The organism is Kitasatospora sp. NPDC032150 (assembly GCF_055579945.1).
Genome location: NZ_JBVIMH010000012.1, coordinates 1 through 18,399 on the forward strand (window position 1 = coordinate 1; position 18,399 = coordinate 18,399).

Below are 18,399 nucleotides of genomic sequence, written 5' to 3' on the forward strand. Positions count from 1 at the left end.
CACCTGCTAACGATCACGCCCCCGACCGGCACGAGCACCCCAGCCCCGCCCCACGCCAGCCCCGTGACCTGCAACTTCAGGATGAAAACTTCTCAATGGGTATCTCCAGTTCACACCCATGGTCCTGGCGGTCAGTCCGAAACGCCGCCAGACGGTTGCCTTGGTGGAGCGCATCTGCGCAGAGGACGCCTACGTACGCGACACCTGTCGCGGTATCGCCCAGGACATGCTTTGGAGCGAACTCGACAGTCCACAACGGGACTCGGCGCTTGTAGTGGGGCTGTTGCGCGTGCTTTTCGACGACAGCGACTCTCGCCACCGGCCCAGTCGGCAACCCCCCAAGGAGACGATCTGACAGTGAAACGGCTGCCCGTGCACCTGGCCCGATACGCTAACCCCTACATCCAGCCTGGTATTCGGGAATGGATCGCACGGCAGGTGGAATCCCGGCGTGCCGCGCGGCAGATGCGTGACGAGGACCAACGCGCGGGTATGCCGACCGATGCCGCACGACGCGCCATCGGGCATTCCAATCGGGCGGCTCTACGTGTTGCTGTCCTTCGCCGGTCCTGTGCCTGCGGACGTCGTACCTAGCCATTCCTAAGCCCCCGCTGTACCGGCGCGTGCCAATCCGGTACAGCGGGCCCGCCCCACCGCGAGGGGACCCGTGACTACGGGGAGTGGTGGGGCACCCAAGATCCCGCCGACCCCCGACGGCGGGCGCTGTGCTCCAGGACGACTGCGGGCTGCCGGCCTGTCGAGCACCCCGGCCCAACCAGGGCTAATCACCTGGTTGGGCCGGGCCTAATATTCCCGCCCCGGTTACGGGCAATCGGTCAGACCGGATGACCGGGGCGGGTCCGCCAGATTCTCCTCACCGAAGGAGCACGGTCATGACTGCACGTTCGATCGTCCGTAGCGACCAGGCTATTTCCTGCTACTTCCGGACCTCGGTCGAAGCGCCCTACCGCAAGGCACTCATCCAGATCTGCGAGCCCTGCAACGAGAAGTGCGCACATTGCTTCGTCAGCGCGACCAAGCGGGGCGACTACATGCCCCTGGACCAGATCCGCGAGCGACTGATCCCGCAGTTGGCGGAGGCCCGCGTCAACCGGGTCACGCTGACCGGCGGTGAGCCGTTCATGCACCCCAACCTGATCGAGATCACCAGGGCTTTCCGTGACGCCGGCATGGGGGTGGGCGCCTGCACCAATGCCACGCTGGTCACGAACGAGCAGATCCGCGACCTGGCGGAGCTCGACGTCCACATGAACGTCAGCCTGGATGGGTTCTCCGAGCACTCGCACGGGAAGTTCCGTGGCCGGCCGGAGGGCTTCAAGGAGACCGTGGAGACAGTGAAGCGGTTCGCGGAGGCTGGCATCCTTCAGGGGCTGCTGTGTACGCCGAACAACCTCGCCGAGGACAACGAGTACCGCCAGCTCTGCGAGTTCGCGCAGGCACAGGGCGCCAAGTACGTGCTGATGAATCCGCTCGGCCCGATGGGCAGGGGGGCGAACTCTCAGAAGAAATTGCGGCGGCCGGACGACCACATGCGGGCGATCCAGGCCCTCACCCTGCCGTTCGCTGACGAGGGCCTGGACATGGTGCACATTCGGTTCCCCAACGAGGACAAGCCATTGGCCGGCTGTGAAGCCGGAACCATCATCTACGTCTTCACCAAGGGTGAGGTCACGGTCTGCCCGTACTTGGTTTTCGCGGCCCGGACGAAGGTCAGCCAGCACCCGGACACGGACTTCATCGTCGGCAACGTCTGGGAGCACGACGACGTCGCCGCTCGGCTCGATGCCTACCGCTTCCACGAGAAGTGGACCCTGGGCGACAACCCGACCTGCGGCGGCTGCTCGATGAACTCGGCCTGCGGGAAGGGCTGTCCGGCGGCCGTCGTCGCGGCCGGGGAACGCATCGGGGCGGTCGACACGGAGCAGTGCCCCGTGGTGCCCCGCCAGTCCCGCATGCTGCCCGTGGTGGCGACCTCGTGAGCGGGCTGTTCGTCACATTTGACGGGCCGGGAGGCGTCGGCAAGTCGACCCTGGTTGAGGCCGTGGTGAAGCAGCTCGACAAGGACGGTGTCGCGCTGCTCGGGACGCGCGAGCCGTCGTCGGCCGCCCTCGGGGAGATCGCCCGGCACGGCACCTTCACCTACCGAGGCATGTCCCTGGCGTGCCTCGTCGCCGCCGACCGCTACCACCACGTAGACAAGGAGATCACCCCGGCCTTGAATGCCGGCCGAGTCGTCCTCTGCGATCGGTACGTGGCATCGTCGCTGGTCCTCCAGCACCTGGACGGCATCCCCATGGACACGGTCTGGGCCGTCAACCAGCGCGCCCGACGACCGGAACTGTCCGTGATACTCACCGCGGACCCCGAACTGATCCACCGTCGGCTCACCGCCTGAGGCACACACAGCCGCTTCGAGCAGATGGCGGAATCCTCCTTCCGGGAGACGATGCTCTACCGCGAAGCCGCTACCTTCCTGAGGGTGGCCGGCTACCCGATCGAGGTCATCGACTGCACCGACCACACCCCGGCCGACACCGCCGCCCAGGTCGTGACAATGATCTCCAACCTGAGGAACGCCCGTGACGAGTGAACCCCTGTCCGTGCTCACCTTCAACATCGGAGGCCCCGCAGTCGCCCGCGCAGAGCGGCAGTTGGCCTGGCTCGCCGCCAGACCGGAACAGGTCCTCGTGCTCACCGAGACAACCCCGGGCAAGGGATGTGAGTTCCTGGCCGACCGGTTCACTCAGGCCGGATATGCGGTCGCCTACCCGACCCCCCACAAGGGCGAGCGTGGCGTCATGATCGTCAGCCGCCTACCGTTCGCAGCCACGGAGCTACTGGACACCGGGTTTCTCCCGTTCCGAGCCGTCGGCGTGACGGTGAAGACTGCGAGCGACCAAGTCGACGTCTTCGGCCTCTACGTGCCCTCTCGGGACGCGACGCCGATTAAGACGGACCGTAAGCGGCAGTTCATTGAAGCGTGCCAGACGACGCTTCCGGCCGGGACAACCGGGAACCGCCTCGTGATCGGCGACTTCAACATCCTGGAGCCCGACCACCGGCCGGCATACAAGAACTTCCTGCCCTTCGAATACGACTTCTACCGGTGGTTCGAGGCCAACGGCTACGTGGACGCGTTCCGCTACCGCAGCCCCGACGTGCAAGAACACTCCTGGGTCGGCAAGACGGGCGACGGGTACCGGTATGACCACGCCTTCGTCTCCGGACTGCTGGCACCTGAGACATGGTCGTGCGAATACGTGCACGAGTCGCGAACGGGCCTCGATCGTCTGACCGATCACTCGGGGCTGTCCATCTGCACGAACGTGGCGGCGGGGGAAACCCTGCTAGTGTCCGACCCGACCGCCCTCGCCGCGTCGGAGCCCGATGTGCTGTTCTAGGCCCTGACGCCTGGACTGATCGGAGCGACCCGGCATGCACGAAGGCGCCTGGGAGCACATCCGCAAGATCGTGGACTGGTTGGACACCAACAGCCAACAGCCGCACGACAAGGAACAGCTCATGCGGATCATGAAGGTGTCCGAGGAAGTCGGGGAAGTCACCGAAGCTGTACTGGGCACTGTCGGCCAGAATCCCCGGAAGGGGCAGACCCACAGCTGGGACGACGTCCGGGCCGAACTCTGCGATGTGATCCTCACCAGCATGGTTGCCCTGCAATCGCTCGGCCCCGATGCACCAGAGGTGTTCGATCGGCACCTTGAGAAGGTGGTTGCTCGATCCCTTGGGGCGGCCTCCGCGGCCTGAACGAATGAATTGATCAGGTAGTCTCAAAGTGTCTTGATAGGGATCCATTGCCTGATTCCTGAGACGCACAGGAGCGACCCCCGGCAACTGCCCGGGGGTCGCTCTGTTTCCCATTGGGCGCTTCGCGCCGGATCAGCTGGCCTTCACCTCTGGGGGCAACATCCCCACGTACCGAGTACCTGACCTCCGGGACATGCCGAGAGCCTTGCCCAGGGTCGCCCCGTTGATCTTTTTGCCATCGGCCTTCAGCTGCTCGGCAGCAGCTACTACTGCATCAGGGGCCACGCCAGGGCGGCCACGCTTCCCGACCCGGCGGGGACGCTTTTGGCCAGTCTCCGAGTCGATCGGGGCCCGGTCGTCTTCGCCCTCGGGGACATCTTCGGCTTCCACACGGGACACGAGAGACATTGGCGCGGCGGCCATGTGAAGCATGTGGGCGGCTACACAAGGTGGGATGGCGGAGACCCCGGCCACCAGGAAGGCTGAGACACCCATGTAGTTGAGGGTGATCAGATGACTGATGTCCTGAGCGGCCAAGGCGAGGACCAGGGCGGCGCCGGCACCTGCCAGGGCACTCTTGCGGCCGGGCAGACTCTTCCGCTTGGCCACGTCGGCGATAACGGCCGCGCAGGCCGCGTAGACGGAGACGCAGACCGGCATGAGCCGCGCGTACCCAGGGCTCCAGCCTGCGGCCATGGCGAGGTGGATCTCACCCGGGATGGACATCACCAGCGCGGCCACAAGGGCGGCCGGACGGCCCCACTTGAAGACCAGCTTGCCGTACCAGGGCAGGTCAATATTCACAGTTGTCCCCTTCTCAGGACAGAAGTGGGACGGGTCAGGCGGTGCGGAAGGTGTACGGCTTGGCCTTCGGGGCAAATGTCCCCGTGGCCCGCCGCTCACGGATGGCCGCGACGAGATTTCCGGCCTCGCCGGACAGGGTTCGAGTTGTGTCCCCGGGGACAGCTGGGCGCTTGGCCACGCCAGCGCACTCGGCACAGATGCCGGCCCCCTGACCGCGGGGAAGAGGGCTACGGCACTGGCCGCAGTCGACCAGCGGGACAACCGGCTCGATCGGTGCCGGGACGGGCGGCATCTTCTTCGTCAGGCGCCACTCCACAATGCCGGCCGGACGGTCGACCTTGGCGGGCAGGCCGGAAATCAGGGCCTCACGAATCTCGGCCTCAGTCGCACCACGGGCCAGCCACTCAGCGGTCAGCGGCGCAATGGTCAGCATCTCGGGGACACCGAGGCGGATCCGGCGCTCGGCCTGACCCAGACGGGTCAGGACGGCCATCGCTTCGGTGGTGGCCTGGTGCTGGTGCTGGTGCTGGTGCTGGTGCTGGTGCTGGTCGTTCTGCGGAGCATCTTCCCGCCCGCCCTCGACCTCAGCCGTCGAAGCGGCCTCGTTCTTCTTCTCGGGGGTAGGGGGGAGGTTCTTTCCCCGGGACTTTCCCGAAGGGTTGGGCCCGAAGCTCCGACACTTCGGCTTCCCGGGCTTCGGATTCTCGTCGTTCGGCTTGCCGGTCATGGGGACGTCCGAGACGGTCACGGCCGTGGACCAGTGACCTCGCTCGTTCTGCGTCTTCCTGCAGTGGACGTAGCCGGCGTCCTGAAGCTCGCGCATCGCCCTCGTGACGCGAAGCTGACCCTCTGCAACGTCCTCGGTGAGCGAGCGAACAGTTTCGGCCGTGTGGTCCGGCTGCGACAGGAGGAGCGCCAGGAGGCCACGGGCTGCGAGAGACAGCCCGTGGCACTGGAGTATGGCGTTGGGCAGCACTGTGTAGGCCCGGTCATGCCGGGTACGCTGAATACGCACTGAAGATGTACCTCTTCGGTGTCGGTCCCGGAGTGTCGGAGAACACTGCCGGGTGACCCCGGGACGTTGGCGCGTCACCGGGGTCGTCCAGTCCCTCAACTTGCCGTGAGGGGATTTCTTGTTGTGAGGGACCGTAGCACGATCTTCCGGGTCCCGGTCAAGCGCAGGAGAGACCCCCGGCATTGGAGCTGCCGGGGGTCTCTCCGTCTCTTTGCGCACGCAACGGGCACCTTGTGCGCGCTTGGTCCGCTGCGGGCGCTATGTTCCCACTAGAGCCTGTCTGACAAATGATCACGTGTTTGGTGAGCGAAGCCAGAGGATGAGGGAGGCCAGGACGACCCCGGAGCGGTAGCGGTCGGCGAGTTTGTCGAAGCGCGTAGCGACCGCACGGAATTGCTTCAGGCGAGCAAAGCAGCGCTCGACCACGTTGCGGTCGCGGTAGATCTCCTTGTCGAAGGCTGGCGGCCTGCCACCGAGGCGCCCCCGGCGTCGGCGGTTGGCCTCCTGGTCACGGCGTTCGGGGATCGTGGCGGCGATGCCTCGGCGCCGCAGCAGGTGGCGGATCGCTCGGCTCGAATACGCCTTGTCGCCCAGCACCCGATCCGGCGTCGTGCGCGGGCGACCCGCGGCGGCGCGCGGGACACGGATCCCATCGAGAAGCTCACCGAACGCAGTGGCGTCGTTGACGTTGCCCGGCGTGAGGACGATCGACAACGGCAGGCCCCGACCGTCCACGGCCAGGTGGATCTTGGTGGTCAGTCCTCCCCGAGATCGGCCGAGGGCCTGACGCGCCTGCGAGCGGCCCGGATCTTCCAGTTCGTCCCCGTCTGCGGCCCCCTTTTGCGGGCGCCGGCGGCGTGTTGGTGGGCCCGGTTGACCGTGGAGTCGACGGCGACCGTCCACTCCACCTGGCCCACCGCGTCGTCGCGGACCTGAACACGCTCCAGCAGGTTCGCCCACGTGCCGTCCGCCTCCCAGCGGGCGAACCGCTCGTAGACGGTCTGCCACGGTCCGTACCGCTCCGGGAGATCACGCCACGGGGCCCCGGTCCGCAGCCGCCAAAGCACCCCGTTGACCACCTGCCGGTGATCACGCCACGGGCGACCACGCCCGTCCACCTGGGGCAGCATGGGCGCTATCCGCTCCCATGCCGCGTCCGTCAACTCACCTCGCCCTGTCACAAGATCAATTATCAGGGCGGTCACCGCGACCGGGTTCCCTGTGCGGCGGTAGCCTGCGTTGCTCCAGACATGGCACGAGGACCACAAGGGACGGCGCGGTGAGCGGGATGCTGCGGGGCACACAGGCATGGTTCAGCGAGGAGCACCGAGGGGCACCGGTGCTGCTCGATTCGGATCATGCTATCGACGCGATGATTGATGCGTTGATCGCCGCCGACCCGCTCCGCAATACGGCCCAGCTGATTTCCCTGGATCGCCAGAGGCTGTCGTCGGGCTGGCCGGACCACGAGTTCCTGGTCGGGGTTGGCGCAGGCGGGCAGTTCGGCATCTTGTCCTACAGTACGGGTGACGAGGGCGCTTTGATCCCGGCCGGTGCGCCCACCGCGCCGGTGGCGACCTACATGTTCAACACCTACCCACGTGAGTTTCTGGAGCCGACAGAAGTCCCGATCGACCTTGTACGCGAGGCTGTGAAGGAGTTTGTCCTGTCCGGCGGCCGCCGGCCCACCTGCCTTGAGTGGCGGGAAGAGCCGTACTGACCCCCAGGCGCGGAAGCCCGAGGCACCGCGTGGCGGGCGGCGTGTACGCCCTCAACCAGGTGATCATTTGTCAGACAGGGCCTAGGGCTGGCACTACGCGGGTTAGTACCTGAACGCAGGAGGCCCTTGTCGAAGTGGGTAGAGGAGTGAACTCCCTCGGCTCCTGGTGGCGCTCCTGGCGAGGCGGCCCGTCTAGGTCGCGCAGGAATCTGGCTCGCTCATCTGGCGACAGCTCAGCGAAGACCTGGGCTACCTGGCCGATGCTCTGCGGCATGGTCGACATTACCCCTCCGGGGCGAGTTCTACTTCGGCGGTTGTCGTGTGCTGAGTGGTCGGCAGCGGCGGCCATCCGGCCTTCGGCGGCCTGGCCACTGCCCTCCACCACGGAAGCAGTGGAAGACCTTTCACGGGCTCAAACGGCTCGCCCGGATGGGGGAAGGCGAGCTGTACGCCGACCTCGTGGGCGGCGTACATGACACGCTCGGCGGGCTCCTCCCAGGGGTGCGGGGCCAGGTTGAAGGTGCACCAGTGGATCGGGAGCATCAGGCCGCCTGGCCCGCCCTGAAGGTCTAGGTGTGCACGAACGCCCTGCTCAGGGGTCATATGGTCGTAAGGCCATGGGCCATGATCCAGTTTGCTAAGCTTGTGCTTGTTGGGCCAGAAGTCGCTGTACGCGCCGATCTGCACCATCGTCGCGTCGAACGGTCCGAGCCGGCGGCCGATCTCGGCGAAGCCGGGGAAGGAGCCGGTGTCGCCGCTGTGGAAGACCCGGTGCCCGGGACCGGCCACCGCCCAGGAGGCCCAGAGCAGGTGCGGGCTGGTCTTCGGGCCGCGGCTGCAGTAGTGGCGGGCTGGCGCGGCGGTGAGGGCGAGGCCGGCCACCTCGGCCGACTCCCACCAGTCCAGCTCCACGATCCGGTCGGCCGGCACCCCCCAGTGCTCGAGGTGCGCGCCGACGCCGAGCGGGGCGGCGAAGACCGCGCTGGAGCGGCTCAGGGCCCGGACGGTGTCCATGTCCAGGTGGTCGTAGTGGTCGTGCGAGATCACCACCACGTCGACCGGGCCGAGCCCGGCCAGCGGGACGGGCACCGGGTGCAGCCGCCGGGGGCCGGTCCAGCTGAACGGTGAACAGCGCTCGCCCCAGACCGGGTCGAACAGCACCCGGCGGCCGTCCAGCTCGGCCAGCACGGTGGCGTGGCCCAGCCAGGTCAGCCGCAGCCCGGAGGCGGGTGGCTCGGCCAGTTCGGCCGGCCGCAGCCGGTGCAGCGGCACGGCGGCGGCCGGTACCCGGCGCGGGCGGTTGGCGGTCAGCTGGGAGTGGGTGATCTCGAGGGGGGAGCGGTCGTAGACCAGCCGCCTGGTCGGTACGGGGTTCTGGAAGGCGCCGTCGGTGAAGTTCGGTGAGGCGAGGATCCTGGCCAGCCGCTCGCCGGCGGGTTCGGCGCCGAAGGCGTCGGTGCGGAGCCTGCGCCAGGCGCTGCGGGGCAGTTCGCGGAGTGGGGAGGGACCGGGGCCGAGGCCGGTGGCGGTGCCGAGCTGCGTGGTCAGAGCGGTGAACCGGGAGATCCAGGAGACGGAGCTGGGCACAGCACCTCCATGGGCACGCAACAACGCGCGCTCGCGGCGGCGCGGACGCGCGGGGAGGAACCGTACGGCAAGGCTCGGGAGCCCGCTGCCGTACGACAGGCATCTGACCGGACCTTACCGTTCCGGCGGCCGTCGAACCCGGTGAACGGGGGAGTGAGCACGCCGTTCGGTGGACCTGGTCCGGATCCGGGCGGATGCGCCAACTACCGCCTCGGGATGGGCCGGGAGCGGCCGTGGCGAGGCCGGGCGCCGGGGGTGTGCGCGGGGCGCGTGGGCCCGGACGGCGTACGCGGATCCGGGTCGCGCGCTTGGCTCAGGCCGTGTAGAAGCGGGTGATGGCCTCGGCCACGCAGTGCGGCTTGGCGCTGGTCTCGCTGCTGATGGTGTAGCGGACCACGGCCTGGACGCCGCCGGGGACCTCGGTGGCCGAGAGCAGCTGGGCCGTCGCCCGGACCGCCGTTCCGACGGGCAGAGGCGCGGGGAAACGTACCTTCTCGGAACCGTAGTTGAGCGCCATCCGGACACCGTCGACGCTGTAGCACTCCTTCGCCAGCACCGGGATCAGCGAGAGCGTCAGGTAGCCGTGTGCGATGGTGCCGCCGAACGGGCTGTCCTTGGCGCGGTCGGGGTCGACGTGGATCCACTGGTGGTCACCGGTCGCCTCCGCGAACAGGTTCACCCGGTCCTGGTCGATGGTGTGCCACTCGCTGGTGCCGAGTTCGGTGCCGACGGCCGCGGTCAGGTCGGCGAGTGAGGCGAAGGTCGTCACAACGTGCTCCTGTGGGGGTGCTGCTGGCTGGACTCCGATTCCGCAGAGTATGCCTACTCGGAAGTCACCTGTCAGGAGCCGGTCGGAAGTGGGCCTGCGATGGGCCTGCGGTGAGCCCGCGGCACGCGCCCTCAGGAGGTGTCGGAAGGCCGCGGGGAGCGCGGCCGGGCGGCGCGCGCCCGGTGTACACCACCAGTCCGGCGGGCACGGGTGCCGGGTGGGCGCGGGTGCCGGATCGCCCGGGAGTCGTCAGGTCGTTGCGGCGCAAGGCGCTGCCGGTGCCGCCCCAGCTCTCGGTCTCACCGGTGCCGTGGTGGCTGAGCTGCGTCGATTCCCGGCTTTGTAAACGGTGGGGCCGGTAAGCGGGGGCGACGACGCCGGTGTGCGGGGGCGGCGGCGATAGCTTGTCGGCGGTGGCCCGGGCGTCGGCGGCGGCCCTGGTGATCGTCAGCGGTCGGCGCTGATCGGCGGTCGTCGGCGGTGGTCCTGGCGGTCGGTGGTGGTCCAAGCTGGTGCGGTCCGGGGCGGGCACGCGGTGGTCGCTGGGCGGCTCGGCGCCGGCCGGTCGTGGCGACGGCGGGTGTACCGGCCGGTCCGTTGGACGGCCGGTCGACTGAGCGGATGCGGTGGCCGGTCGGTGTGCGGGAGCGTCAGGGGGGAGGGGGCGGTGCGAGTGGGCGGCGGCATCGAACTGGTGGTGATCGGAGCGAACGGAGGTCCCGAACGGGCCCACGGCGGCTCGGCACGGGCGGCGGAGGGGGCCGGGCTGCTCACCGAGGTGCTGCCCGGGCGCTGCTTCGACGCCGGCATCCGGGGCTGCCGGGTGACCCTGGTGCCGCCGGACGCGGACGCCAACGCCATGCTCACCGCGCTGCGGGCGGCGGCGCTCAGACCCTCGCGCTGGCTGCTGGTCTGCCTGGTCGGCCAGTTGGTGGCCGATCCGCGCGGCCGGCGGCTGGCGCTGGTGACGGCTGGAAGTACGTCGGACAACGCCTACCGGCGCGGGCTGGCCTGGGACTGGGTGGTCAGCACCATGGTCCACGGCGAGGCCGAGGACACCATGCTGCTGGTGGACGTGGTCGCCGACCGGGAGGCGTGGGCGGCGCTGGAGCGCGACGGGGACGACGGAGTGGGTGAGCTGTTCGCGCACTCCCGGGTGCCGCTGTGGGGGCGGGTCGGACGGTTCGCCGGCGGACGGCGCGGGCGGGACGCCGTACTCCCCGGCGGGGAGGGCTCGTTCGCGTGGGCGCTGGCGGGGGTACTGGAGCACGGCGTACCCGGCGCGCCCGCCGCCGTCGGGCCCGCCGAGCTCCAGCCTGCGGTGGAGGCCGCGTTGGGGCCGGGGGCGGGACCGGCGGGTGTTCGACTGCTTGTTCCTGGCCAGAACGGACGCCTGCTGATGCGCAATCGGGCCGCGGTGCGGGGCGCATTGGCCGGATTGTCGCTTTCCGAAGAACTGTTGGCGGTTCTGTGGCGAGAAAGTGGCCCAATGGATCCGCCGTCCGCGTAAGGTCAGAGGGCCCGAGGTGTTGCCGCGAAGGGGCGGGTGGCGAAGAATCGATGCCCCGGAGCAGCAGTGCGGGACGGCGGATGTCTTCTGGCGGCCAAGGCAACGTGTGGGGCCGGTCGCGATGAGGTGGGGCGATGCGGCAGCGCGGAAATGTCTTGCGCCCTGGGGTGGTTGGGGTCGGTGGCGTGGTTCTGCTGGCGGTTCTCGCCGCGTGCGGAGGCAGCGGCTCGGCGGGTTCCGCCGATCGGCTCGCAAATCCTGGGGCCAGTGTTGCGACTGTGGCGCCGGTAACTCCTTCGAGTGGTTCGGATCCGGGCTCGGTGGCGCCCACCGAAGGGCCGGAAGGGGCGGTCGGCCGGGTGGTTCTGAGGTCGTACCAGACCTGGTGGGACGCGCAGACCGCGGCTTTCGCGCAATCCGGGTCCGACGGTTCCCAGTTGCAGGTCTATTCCACCGGACTCGCGCTGAGTGAGGCGGTCGCCAGCCTTCACCAACTGCACGAGGCCAAACTGGTGATGATCGGAAGTCCGCACAACTCGCCGGTGGTGAAGGCGATCGACCTCGCCTCCGATCCGCAGACCGCGTCGATCGAGGACTGCCTCGACGTCGGTGACTGGCATCAGGCGGACGCGGCGACGAAGGCGCTGAGGGATCCGAAACAGCGGTTGTCGCGCTACCCCGCCACGGCTGGTCTCCGTAGGACGAACGGGCGTTGGATGATCGTCGACTTCAAGCGAGAGGTGGACCGAACATGCTGAAGTCCGCTCGGAGAAGGGTGGTTCGGATCGCCGCGTTACTCGGAATGATCGCCGCGACCATCTCCCCGGCGTTCGCGGAGGATCCGGGCGGCGTCATCGGACCTTGCGCCTCGCGTGACATCTGCATCGTCATCACCGAGCCCGGCGGCGGTGCCCCCGGCGGTGGCGGGAGCGGCGGCGGCACCGGCGGTGGCGGCGGCAGCGGGGAGCAGATGTGCAGCTGGAACGGGCAGCAGTGGCCGTGCTGGGACGACACACTGGGCTGGTTCAGCTCCTCGGACGGGTGCTACTACCACCGGATGAGCCCGCAGCCGCCCGCCGGTGACGAGTCGTGGGGCGGGCACGATCCGTCCCAGGGCGCGGTCTACGAGGTCAACTGCCGTGGCACGGACGGCAACCTGACGCCCAAGCCGCCGATGTTCTTCGCGCAGCCGCCCGGCGGCGAGCCCCCGCCGGACCGGCCGTACGACCTTGGGCTGAAGGCCCTGAAGGAGATCCGGCTGGCCGCGCCGCAGCTGCACGCTGCGCCGACCGGCACCGCGGTGGTCGGGGTCCCGGTGTGGCTCTGGTACGACCGCAACGACGCCACCGTCGGGCCGTTGAGCGCGACTGCCGAGGGGCGGCAGATCAGCGTCACCGTCACCGTCACGCTGTCCAGCGTGACCTGGGACACCGGCGACGGCTCGACCGTGTCCTGCGCGTCGGCCGGAACCGCGTACCACGCGGATGCCGGGGGCTCGCCCTCGCCCGACTGCGGCCATGTGTACCGGACCGGCTCGGCCACCCAGCAGGACGGCCGGTACTACCTGACCGCCACCCTGAACTGGAAGGTGAACGCCCGGGTCAGCGGTACCGGCGAGAAGGTGTTCGCGTTCGACTACCCGGTCACCGGCGACCAGCCGCTCCCGCTGCGGGTCGGCGAGGTCCAGGTCCTCAACTGACCAGCCGGCCGCAGAGTGCCGCACAGACCCCCGTACGAAAGGCCGTAGCCCGGTGGAGAACCGAACCTTCGCGGCGCCGAGCCCCGGCACCGCCACCCTCGTGCCCGAACCGGCGCGCGCGGTGCCGCACACGCTGCCGCGCACCCTTCGCGCCCGGCGCCGCAGGCCGGCCGTGATCGCCATGGCGGTGGCGTTGATCGCGGCGGGCGGACTCGGCGGCGCGGTGCTCTACAACAGCACCGGCCAGCGGATCGCCGTACTGGCCCTGGCACATGACGTTCCGGTGGGGCAGGCGCTGACCGCCGACGACGTGGTGGTCGCCAGGATCGCCGGGGACCCGGCGCTGCGCCCGCTGGACGCCAGGGACCGGGCGCGCACCATCGGGCTGCGCGCCACCACCGATCTGCGCCGGGGCGCGCTGCTGCTCAAGGCCGACGTCACCGCCGACCCGGCGGTGGAGCCCGGTGAGCAGATCGTCGGCGTGGCGGCCAAGCGCTCCCAGCTGCCCGCCACCAGGCTGGAGCCCGGTCTGCGGGTGCTGGTCGTCGCCACCGTGGACCAGGCGAACCAGGGCGGGACCACCCGGACCCCGGACACCCTGGCCGCCACCGTGGTCACGGTCGGCCGGGTGGACTCGGACGGCGGCCAGGTGGTCGACGTCGCCGTACCGCCCGCCGACGGGCCCCGGCTGGCCGCCTGGGTGGCCGGCGGCAAGTTCCAGGTCATCCTGGCGCCGCGGGCGGCCGCACCCGCCGCGTCGGCGCCGTCCACCGGCTCGTCCACCGGCTCGTCCACCGGTCCGTCCGCCGGCTCGCCCGCAGCCCTGCCCGGCGCGCCGTCCACGGGCGGCACGGCACAGAACGCGGGCGGGGGTGGCAACTGATGGCCGTCGTTGCCGTGGCCGGTGGCCCCGGCGCGCCGGGCGCCACCACCGGTGCGCTCGCCCTGCTGCTGGCCTGGCCGCTGCAGCCCGGCCGGCGGATCATGCTGGTCGAGTGTGACCCGGACGGCGGCGCGGTGCTGGCCGGCGCGCTGGAGGGCCGGGTGGAGGCCGTGTACGGGCTGCGCAACCTGGCCGTCGCCGACCGGCGCGGACTGCTCGCCCAGAGCCTGTGGGAGCAGCTGATCGACCTCTCCCCGGCCGGCACCGGCGAGCGGCTGCTGCTCCCCGGACTGACCGACCCCGCGCAGGCGCCCGGCCTCGCCTACACCTGGGAACCGCTGGTCGAGATGCTGCACGGGCTGGAGCCGCAGGGCTACGACGTGATCCTGGATCTCGGCCGTTCCGGCGCGTCCGGGGCCGGAGCGGTGCTCGCCCGGCGGGCCGACGTGGTCGCAGTGACGATGCGCACCACCCTGCGCGGACTGAGCGCCGCCCGCCCCCGGCTGGCGGCGCTGCGCGAGGATCTGGACACCTCCGGCACCGGAGCGGACGCGCTCGGGCTGCTGCTGGTGGCCGAGGGCCCGTACCCGGAGACCGAGGTCTCCCGGCAGTTCGCGCTGCCCTCGCTCGGGCTGCTCCCGTACGCGCCGCGGATCGCGCGGGTGCTCTCCGACGGCGGTGACGCCACCGACCGGCGGTTCATCCGCTCGGAGCTGATGCGCACCGCCAGGTCGGCGGCCGACCGGATCCAGCAGCTGATCCGCCGCCGGCGCGCACGGCTCGCCCCGGCGCCCGCTCCGCTCGGCTCGGCGGACCAGCCGACCCCACCGGTGCAGCCGTTCCCGACCGGGCAGCCGGCGCAACCCGTTCCTCCCGGTCGGCCGGTGCAGCAGCCCTTCCCGCTCGCGCAGCCGGCGCAGCCCTTCCCACCCGGGCAACCCGGCCAGTACGGCGGGCAGTTCCAGCCGGCCGGGCAGCCGCCGGCCCCGGCCCAGGACCCGGCCGCCCCCGGAGCGCGCCCGGCGGCCTGCCTCGGGCCCGTCCCGGCGCCTCCGCCCGCGCCGTACGTGCCGCAGCCGCCCGCGCCGTACGTGCCGCAGCCGCCCGCCCCCGCGCCGTTCCAGCCGCAGCCCCCGCAGCAGTCGGCGTACGGGGAGGTGCTCCGTGCGCGGTAGCCCGCTGCACCAGAGCCCGGGCGGCGCGGTGGACCCGGCCGCGCTGCCCTGGACCGCCGCCACCGCCCAGCCGGTGACGACGCCCCCGCCCGTGCCGCGTCCCCCCGTGGCGCCTCAGCCCGTGGCGCCGAGTGCGGCGCCCGCCGGCCGGTTCACCCCCGGGCCGGTCCGCGGATCGGGCGCGCCAGCACTGGAGCCGGTCACCGCACGGCCCGCGATCGATCCGCAGGTCGCCCGCGAGCTCAAACGCCAGGTCGCCGCCGAACTGCACCAGCAGCTCTCCCGGCTGGCCGACGGCTCGGGCCTGGAGGCGGACCGGGCGACCCGGCGCCAGCGCGGGCGTGCGCTGATCGAGGAGGCGGTCGCCCGCTGGTCCGACGCGTACGCCCAGACCCACGGCATCCCGCCGACCCGGGAGCAGGACCGGGCGCTCGCCGAGGCCGTCTACGACCTGCTGTTCCGGGCCGGCCGGCTGCAGCCCTACCTGGATGACCCCGAGATCGAGAACATCCTGATCAACGGCTGCGACGACGTCTGGGTCTCGAGGGTCCACCAACCCCTGCGCCAGGTGCCACCGGTGGCCGACACCGACGAGGAACTCGTCGAGCTGCTGCAGGACCTGGCCCGCCAGCACGGCGGCGGCGAGCGCAGCCTCTCCACCGCCAGTCCGACGCTGGCGCTGCGTCTGGAGGGCGGGATGCGCCTGCAGGCGATGACCGAGGTCACGCCGCGCCCGTACGTCGCGATCCGGCGCCACCGGGTGGCCTCCGCCACCCTCGCCGACCTGGTCCAACTCGGCACCCTGGACAACACCCTGGCCGCCTTCCTGGCCGCCGCGATCCGGGCCAGGAAGAACGTGATGATCACCGGCACCCAGGGGGTGGGCAAGACCAGCCTGCTGCGCGCGATGGCCGCCGAGATCCCGCCGGACGAGCGGATCGGCACCCTGGAGTCGGAGTTCGAGCTCTGGCTGCACACCCTCGGCCATCTGCGCCAGGTGGTCCCGATGGAGGCCCGCGAGGGCAACGGCGAGCGGGTGGACGGTCGGATCGCGGGCGAGCTGACGATCGGTGAACTGATTCCGGCCGCACTGCGGATGACGCTGTCGCGGATCATCGTCGGCGAGGTCCGCTCCAGCGAAGTGGTCCCGATGCTGCGGGTGATGACCAACGGCGAGGGCGGCTCGATGTGCACCCTGCACGCCCGCGGGCCGCACATGGTGGTGGACCGGATCGCCGAACTCTGCCTGGAGTACGGCGCACACATGACCGACAGCCTCGCCTACCGCCTCACCGCCAACGCCGTGGACCTGATCGTGCACGTCGCCATGGTCGACGAGACCGCCGTCGGCGGCCGCAGGCACCGCTTCGTCTCCCACGTCCTCGAGGTCACCGGCCTCGGCGAGAACGGCCGCCCCGCGATGAACACCGTCTTCGGACCCCGGCCCGAGCACGGCGAGCCCCGCGCCGTGCCGCACACCCCGCCCGCTTGCGTCGACGACCTGCGCCGGGTCGGCTTCGACGCCGCGCTGCTCCAGAACCCCTACGGGAGTTGGGGCGCCCCGCTGGCGCTGCGGATCGGGGACTCGCGGTGATGCTGCTCTTCGTCCTCTGCGGCCTGCTGGTGGCTGGCGGCGCGGTCGCACTGGTGGTCGGTCTGCTGGGCGGCGCTCCCGGGGAGGCGGACCGCAACCCGTTGGGTGGGCGGCTGCACACCTTCTGGTACGGCGCGCCGGGCAGCCCGAGCGCCCAGGTCGCCAGGCTGCGCCGGATCCAGACCGCACTCTCCCTGATCGGCGCGCCGTGCGCCTGGCTGTTCACCGGGATCCCGCTCACCGCCCTGCTGGTGCCGCTCGCCGTCTTCGGCCTGCCCTGGCTCTTCGACGCCACCCGCTCGGACACCCGCCGGATCGAGCGGCTGGAGGCGCTCTCCGAGTGGACCCAGCGGCTGGCCGACGTGCTGCTGCTCGGGATCGGGCTGAACCAGGCGATCCTGACCAGCCGCCGTACCGCGCCGCCCGCCCTGGAGAGCGAGATCGCCGAACTGGCGGCCCGGCTGCAGTCCCGCTGGCGTCCGGAGGACGCGCTGCGGGCCTTCGCCGACAGCCTCGCCGACGCCACCGCCGACAAGGTGCTGGCCGCGCTGGTGCTGCGCTCCGGGGACAGCGGCCCGGGGCTGGCCCGGGCGCTGGCCGACCTGGCCGAGTCGGTCCGCGAGGAGGTCCGCCAGCGGCGGGCGATCGAGGCGGACCGGGCCAAGCACCGCACCACCATCCGCTGGCTGGTCGCCATCATCGTGGGCGTCCTGGCGGCCGGCTCCTTCAACACCGACTACACCGCGCCGTACGGGACCTTCGTCGGCCAGCTGGTGCTCGGGGTGGTCTCGGCCGTCTTCGTCCTGGTGATCGCCTGGATGCGTTCGCTCGCCCGGCACACCCCGCCGCCCCGCCTGCTGGAGGCGGACCGGCGCAGCAAGACGGGCCGGCTGCCCGGAGGCGAACCCGAGGAGCTCGCCGACCCGTCGCTGAAGGAGGCACGGTGATCTCACCCTGGGCCGTCCTCGCCGGTGCCGCGGCGGCCGGCGGCATCGCCCTGCTCGTCGCCGAACTCCGGCCCGCCCCACCGGACCTGGGGCAGGCCCTGGACCGGCTGCACCGGGTGCCGGCCGAGCAGGCGGTGCGCGGTGAGGACCGGCTCTCCTGGTACGACCGGGTCGGTGAGCGCTCGCTCGGCCTGCCCGGTACCCGGATCCCGCGCCAGCAGCTGGCGCTGATCGGCCGCACGCCGGCCCGCTTCATGGCGCACAAGCTGCTGTTCGCGCTGATCGGGCTGCTGCTGCCCGGGTACTTCTCGGCGATGGCGCTGGTGCTCGGTACCGGCCTGCCGGTGACCGTGCCGCTGCTGCTCGGCCCGGCGCTCGCGCTGCTCGGCTGGCTGGTGCCGGACGCCATCGTGGCGGGTGAGGCCAAGGAGGCCAGGACCGAGTACCTGCACGGCCTGGTCGCCTACCTGGAGCTGGTCGCCCTGGAGCGGGCCGCCGACTGCGGCCCCGCCGAGGCGCTGCGGCGGGCCGCCGCGGTGGGCCGGGGCACCGTCTTCCGCCGGATCCGGGACGCACTGGAGCGCGCCACCACCGACCGGCTGCCGCCCTGGGAGGGGCTGGACGCGCTCGCGGTCGAACTCGGCCTCACCGCCATGCAGGACGTCGCCGACATCATGCGCATCTCGGGCACCGACGGCGCCGCCGTGTACGACACCCTGCGCGCCCGGGCGAAGAGCCTGCGCGGCGAACTGCTGGCGGAGGAACTGGCCGCCGCCAACACCGACAGCGAACGGATGGTCGCGCCCGGCTCGGTGCTCACCCTGCTGATGACGGCGCTGATCGTCTTCCCCGCCCTCTACCAGATGCTCAACGTTGTCTAGCCGCCCGCCACTTCCCTGGGAGACCAGCG

General features: G+C 70.9%; 18 protein-coding genes and 1 pseudogene. 14 read left to right on the forward strand and 5 right to left on the reverse strand.

All coding sequences use genetic code 11. From position 1 onward, the window contains the following. Positions 1-893: 893 nt before the first annotated feature. The 5 genes from ACZ5ON_RS15985 to ACZ5ON_RS16005 are packed head-to-tail and all read left to right on the forward strand — an operon-like array spanning position 894 to position 3,786. Positions 894-2,000, forward strand: a complete 1,107-nt coding sequence (locus ACZ5ON_RS15985; protein ID WP_465591825.1) for a radical SAM/SPASM domain-containing protein — start codon at positions 894-896, stop codon at positions 1,998-2,000. Further along, positions 1,997-2,416, forward strand: coding sequence for a dTMP kinase (gene tmk, locus ACZ5ON_RS15990; RefSeq protein WP_465591828.1), 420 nt, complete (start codon positions 1,997-1,999; stop codon positions 2,414-2,416). Before ACZ5ON_RS15985 ends, tmk begins: the two co-directional genes overlap by 4 nt. A gap of 24 nt (positions 2,417-2,440) precedes the next feature. Continuing rightward, a complete protein-coding gene (locus tag ACZ5ON_RS15995) occupies positions 2,441-2,611 on the forward strand; it encodes a hypothetical protein (RefSeq protein ID WP_465591831.1) in 171 nt (56 codons plus the stop codon). Beyond that, on the forward strand, positions 2,601-3,422 hold the full coding sequence (locus ACZ5ON_RS16000) for an endonuclease/exonuclease/phosphatase family protein (protein ID WP_465591834.1): 822 nt from the start codon (positions 2,601-2,603) through the stop codon (positions 3,420-3,422). The genes ACZ5ON_RS15995 and ACZ5ON_RS16000 overlap by 11 nt, the downstream gene beginning before the upstream one ends. Before the next feature lie 34 nt (positions 3,423-3,456). Next, a complete protein-coding gene (locus tag ACZ5ON_RS16005) occupies positions 3,457-3,786 on the forward strand; it encodes a MazG-like family protein (protein WP_465591837.1) in 330 nt (109 codons plus the stop codon). Between the two features lie 132 nt (positions 3,787-3,918). On the opposite strand, the gene ACZ5ON_RS16010 is transcribed toward ACZ5ON_RS16005, so the two are convergent. The 3 genes and pseudogenes from ACZ5ON_RS16010 to ACZ5ON_RS16020 form a co-directional block, all read right to left on the reverse strand. Further along, a complete protein-coding gene (locus tag ACZ5ON_RS16010; protein WP_465591840.1) occupies positions 3,919-4,590 on the reverse strand; it encodes a hypothetical protein in 672 nt (223 codons plus the stop codon). A gap of 34 nt (positions 4,591-4,624) precedes the next feature. Beyond that, positions 4,625-5,605 (reverse strand): hypothetical protein, encoded by a 981-nt coding sequence (locus ACZ5ON_RS16015; RefSeq protein WP_465591843.1) that lies wholly within the window; start codon positions 5,603-5,605, stop codon positions 4,625-4,627. A gap of 269 nt (positions 5,606-5,874) precedes the next feature. Continuing rightward, positions 5,875-6,786 (reverse strand): annotated as a pseudogene (locus ACZ5ON_RS16020) (IS5 family transposase). 107 nt (positions 6,787-6,893) lie between these two features. Here ACZ5ON_RS16020 and ACZ5ON_RS16025 point away from each other — a divergent pair. Further along, entirely contained in the window at positions 6,894-7,325 is a 432-nt protein-coding gene (locus ACZ5ON_RS16025; RefSeq protein WP_465592335.1) for an Imm1 family immunity protein, read from the forward strand. Between the two features lie 282 nt (positions 7,326-7,607). On the opposite strand, the gene ACZ5ON_RS16030 is transcribed toward ACZ5ON_RS16025, so the two are convergent. Both ACZ5ON_RS16030 and ACZ5ON_RS16035 read right to left on the reverse strand, forming a co-directional pair. Next, complete coding sequence (locus ACZ5ON_RS16030) at positions 7,608-8,813, reverse strand: MBL fold metallo-hydrolase (RefSeq protein ID WP_465592338.1); 1,206 nt, start codon at positions 8,811-8,813, stop codon at positions 7,608-7,610. Between the two features lie 412 nt (positions 8,814-9,225). Next, positions 9,226-9,681 carry a MaoC family dehydratase gene (locus ACZ5ON_RS16035; protein ID WP_465591845.1) on the reverse strand — a complete coding sequence of 152 codons (456 nt, stop codon included), beginning with the start codon at positions 9,679-9,681 and terminating at the stop codon, positions 9,226-9,228. Between the two features lie 667 nt (positions 9,682-10,348). On the opposite strand from ACZ5ON_RS16035, the gene ACZ5ON_RS16040 reads away from it, so the two are divergent. The 8 genes from ACZ5ON_RS16040 (at position 10,349) to ACZ5ON_RS16075 (ending at position 18,370) form a co-directional block, all read left to right on the forward strand. Further along, the gene (locus ACZ5ON_RS16040; RefSeq protein ID WP_465591848.1) at positions 10,349-11,191 is read left to right on the forward strand and encodes a hypothetical protein; all 843 of its coding nucleotides are present in this window, start codon (positions 10,349-10,351) and stop codon (positions 11,189-11,191) included. 320 nt (positions 11,192-11,511) lie between these two features. Further along, positions 11,512-11,949, forward strand: a complete 438-nt coding sequence (locus ACZ5ON_RS16045) for a hypothetical protein (RefSeq protein WP_465591851.1) — start codon at positions 11,512-11,514, stop codon at positions 11,947-11,949. After that, positions 11,943-12,890, forward strand: a complete 948-nt coding sequence (locus tag ACZ5ON_RS16050) for a hypothetical protein (RefSeq protein WP_465591854.1) — start codon at positions 11,943-11,945, stop codon at positions 12,888-12,890. The genes ACZ5ON_RS16045 and ACZ5ON_RS16050 overlap by 7 nt, the downstream gene beginning before the upstream one ends. Before the next feature lie 52 nt (positions 12,891-12,942). Beyond that, positions 12,943-13,773, forward strand: a complete 831-nt coding sequence (locus ACZ5ON_RS16055) for an SAF domain-containing protein (protein WP_465591857.1) — start codon at positions 12,943-12,945, stop codon at positions 13,771-13,773. Continuing rightward, the gene (locus tag ACZ5ON_RS16060) at positions 13,773-14,948 is read left to right on the forward strand and encodes a CpaE-like family protein (protein ID WP_465591860.1); all 1,176 of its coding nucleotides are present in this window, start codon (positions 13,773-13,775) and stop codon (positions 14,946-14,948) included. Before ACZ5ON_RS16055 ends, ACZ5ON_RS16060 begins: the two co-directional genes overlap by 1 nt. Beyond that, on the forward strand, positions 14,938-16,542 hold the full coding sequence (locus tag ACZ5ON_RS16065) for a CpaF family protein (protein ID WP_465591863.1): 1,605 nt from the start codon (positions 14,938-14,940) through the stop codon (positions 16,540-16,542). Before ACZ5ON_RS16060 ends, ACZ5ON_RS16065 begins: the two co-directional genes overlap by 11 nt. Further along, positions 16,542-17,489 carry a type II secretion system F family protein gene (locus tag ACZ5ON_RS16070; protein WP_465591866.1) on the forward strand — a complete coding sequence of 316 codons (948 nt, stop codon included), beginning with the start codon at positions 16,542-16,544 and terminating at the stop codon, positions 17,487-17,489. The genes ACZ5ON_RS16065 and ACZ5ON_RS16070 overlap by 1 nt, the downstream gene beginning before the upstream one ends. After that, positions 17,486-18,370 (forward strand): hypothetical protein, encoded by an 885-nt coding sequence (locus ACZ5ON_RS16075; RefSeq protein ID WP_465591869.1) that lies wholly within the window; start codon positions 17,486-17,488, stop codon positions 18,368-18,370. Before ACZ5ON_RS16070 ends, ACZ5ON_RS16075 begins: the two co-directional genes overlap by 4 nt. Positions 18,371-18,399 lie beyond the last annotated feature (29 nt).

What these genes read in the sequence shown, in the direction of transcription:
- ACZ5ON_RS15985 (WP_465591825.1), top strand. Translation starts at nt 894, where the DNA reads ATGACTGCACGTTCGATCGTCCGTAGCGACCAGGCTATTTCCTGCTAC.
- ACZ5ON_RS15995 (WP_465591831.1), top strand. Translation starts at nt 2,441, where the DNA reads ATGGCGGAATCCTCCTTCCGGGAGACGATGCTCTACCGCGAAGCCGCT.
- ACZ5ON_RS16005 (WP_465591837.1), top strand. Translation starts at nt 3,457, where the DNA reads ATGCACGAAGGCGCCTGGGAGCACATCCGCAAGATCGTGGACTGGTTG.
- ACZ5ON_RS16025 (WP_465592335.1), top strand. Translation starts at nt 6,894, where the DNA reads ATGCTGCGGGGCACACAGGCATGGTTCAGCGAGGAGCACCGAGGGGCA.
- ACZ5ON_RS16050 (WP_465591854.1), top strand. Translation starts at nt 11,943, where the DNA reads ATGCTGAAGTCCGCTCGGAGAAGGGTGGTTCGGATCGCCGCGTTACTC.
- ACZ5ON_RS16060 (WP_465591860.1), top strand. Translation starts at nt 13,773, where the DNA reads ATGGCCGTCGTTGCCGTGGCCGGTGGCCCCGGCGCGCCGGGCGCCACC.
- ACZ5ON_RS16070 (WP_465591866.1), top strand. Translation starts at nt 16,542, where the DNA reads ATGCTGCTCTTCGTCCTCTGCGGCCTGCTGGTGGCTGGCGGCGCGGTC.